The organism is Bradyrhizobium sp. MI1.11, assembly GCF_055811255.1.
Genome location: NZ_JBVVPM010000147.1, coordinates 1 through 2,456, shown reverse-complemented (window position 1 = coordinate 2,456; position 2,456 = coordinate 1). Strand labels below are relative to the sequence as shown.

Sequence of the window (2,456 nt, the reverse complement as noted above, 5' to 3'; positions counted from 1 at the left end):
TGTCATTCGGCCTGCAATATTGACCCCCTAAGCCGGGGGATCGGCGTCCAAAATTGACCCCCTATAGGTTGGTCTGTTGCGCTGCCTGCTTTGGAATGAAGCAGGTGGTCGAGGATGCTGATCGTGGAGACGATTGCGCGGATTCGGCGCGAGCACTTCATCAAGGGCAAGACGATCAAGGAGATTGCCCGTGACCTGAAGGTGTCGCGGAACACGGTCCGGAAGGTGCTGAGGTCAGGAGAGACCTCCTTCGAGTACGAGCGGCAAGTGCAGCCGCGGCCAAAGCTGGGACGATGGGCAGTAGAGCTCGACGGACTGCTGGCGGCGAACGCGGCCAAACCGGCTCGTGAACAGCTGACGTTAATCCGGATCTTCGAAGAGCTGCGCAGCCGTGGCTATGACGGCGGCTACGATGCGGTGCGGCGTTACGCCAGGCGGTGGAGCAAGGAACGCGGGCAATCGACCGCGGCTGCTTATGTCCCGCTAAGCTTTGCCCCAGGCGAAGCCTACCAGTTCGACTGGAGCCACGAGGTGGTCTTGCTGAGCGGCACCACGGTGATGGTGAAGGCCGCCCATGTCCGGCTCTGTCACAGCCGCATGCTGTTCGTGCGGGCCTATCCGCGGGAGACGCAGGAGATGGTGTTCGACGCCCACGACCGGGCGTTCGCCCTGTTCAAAGGCACCTGCACCCGCGGCATCTACGACAACATGAAGACCGCCGTAGAGACGATCTTCGTCGGTAAAGGGCGTCTCTACAATCGCCGCTTCCTGCAGATGTGCAGCCACTATCTGGTCGATCCGGTCGCCTGCACGCCAGCGTCGGGCTGGGAGAAGGGGCAGGTCGAGAACCAGGTCGGGCTGGTCAGGGAACGCTTCTTCACGCCGCGGCTGCGGTTCAAAAACCTCGACGAGTTAAACGCCTGGCTGCTCGACAAATGCATCGCCTACGCCAAGGTTCATCGCCATCCGGAGCTGGTCGATCAGACGATCTGGGAAGTGTTCGAAGCCGAACGCCCCAAACTCGTTCCCTATGCCGGCCGCTTCGACGGCTTCCATGCGGTGACGGCATCGGTCTCGAAGACCTGCCTGGTGCGCTTCGACAACAACAAGTACTCGGTCGCAGCCAGCGCAGTCGGACGACCGGTCGAGGTTCAAGCCTATGCCGATCGCATCGTGATCCGTCAGGATGGACGCATCGTTGCCGAGCACCCGCGATCCTTTGGCCGCGGCGATACCGTCTACGACCCCTGGCATTATGTGCCGGTGCTCGCCCGCAAACCCGGCGCCTTGCGCAACGGTGCTCCCTTCAAAGACTGGGTGCTGCCAGCCGCGATCGAGCGGATCCGGCGCAAGCTTGCCAGCACCGACGACGGCAATCGGCAGATGGTCGACATCCTCAACGCGGTGCTGACTGACGGTCTGCCCGCGGTGGAAGCGGCCTGTGCCGAAGCGCTCAGTCACAGCGTCCATTCGGCCGATGTCGTTCTCAATATCCTCGCCCGTCAACGTGAACCCGCCCCACCGGCCAACATCATGACGCCGGCCGCACTGACGCTCCGTCATGCACCGATCGCCGATTGTGCCCGCTACGACAACCTCCGGAGGACCATCTGATGGAACGAACCCAAATCTTCGACCTCATGGGCGAACTCAAGCTCTACGGCATGAAGGCTGCCTTCGACGAGATCATGGCAACTGCCGTCAAGCGCCAGCACGAACCTCAGCGCATTGTCGGCGACCTGCTCAACGCCGAGATCAACGAGAAGCAAGCCAGGTCGATCAAATACCAGCTCACCATTGCCAAGCTTCCGCTTGCCAAGGACATCGCCGACTTCCAGTTCGACGGCACGCCGATCAATCAGACACTCGTCAATGATCTTGCTGGCGGCGGCTTCATCGCCCAACAACGCAACGTCGTGCTGGTTGGCGGCACCGGCACAGGCAAAACCCACCTGGCCATTGCCATCGCCAGAAGCTGCATCCGATCCGGTGCCCGCGGCCGCTTCTTCAACGTAGTCGACCTCGTCAATCGCCTCGAGACCGAGACCCGCAACGGACGGCAAGGACGGCTCGCCGAGCATCTGACCCGGATGGACTTCATTGTGCTGGATGAACTCGGCTATTTGCCCTTCGCCCAGTCCGGTGGCCAGCTTCTCTTCCACCTCGTCAGCCGGCTCTATGAGCGCGCCTCCGTCATCGTGACCACCAATCTCGCCTTCGGCGAATGGCCGAGCGTGTTCGGCGACGCCAAAATGACCACCGCGCTGCTCGATCGGTTGACCCATCACTGTGACATCGTCGAGACCGGCAATGACAGCTGGCGCTTCAAAAGCCGCGACGACGATCACGCCACCCGCGCTCGTCTCGTCTCCGCTATCCCGGCCAGCTCCAACGAGCCGAGCGCTACCGTCAAACCGCGGCGCACGAAGGGGTCAAAATTGGACGCCGATGAGGGG

Annotated in this window: 1 protein-coding gene and 1 pseudogene; both read left to right on the top strand. The window is 62.1% G+C overall.

The annotated features are described in order from the left end of the window. Positions 1 to 114: 114 nt before the first annotated feature. A pseudogene (gene istA / locus AC0L30_RS42700) lies at positions 115 to 1,605 on the top strand (IS21 family transposase); the annotation flags it as partial. Positions 1,606 to 1,613: 8 nt separating this feature from the next. Further along, positions 1,614 to 2,456 (top strand): IS21-like element helper ATPase IstB (istB, locus tag AC0L30_RS42695; protein WP_473406765.1); only part of this gene is annotated, 843 nt, incomplete at its 3' end.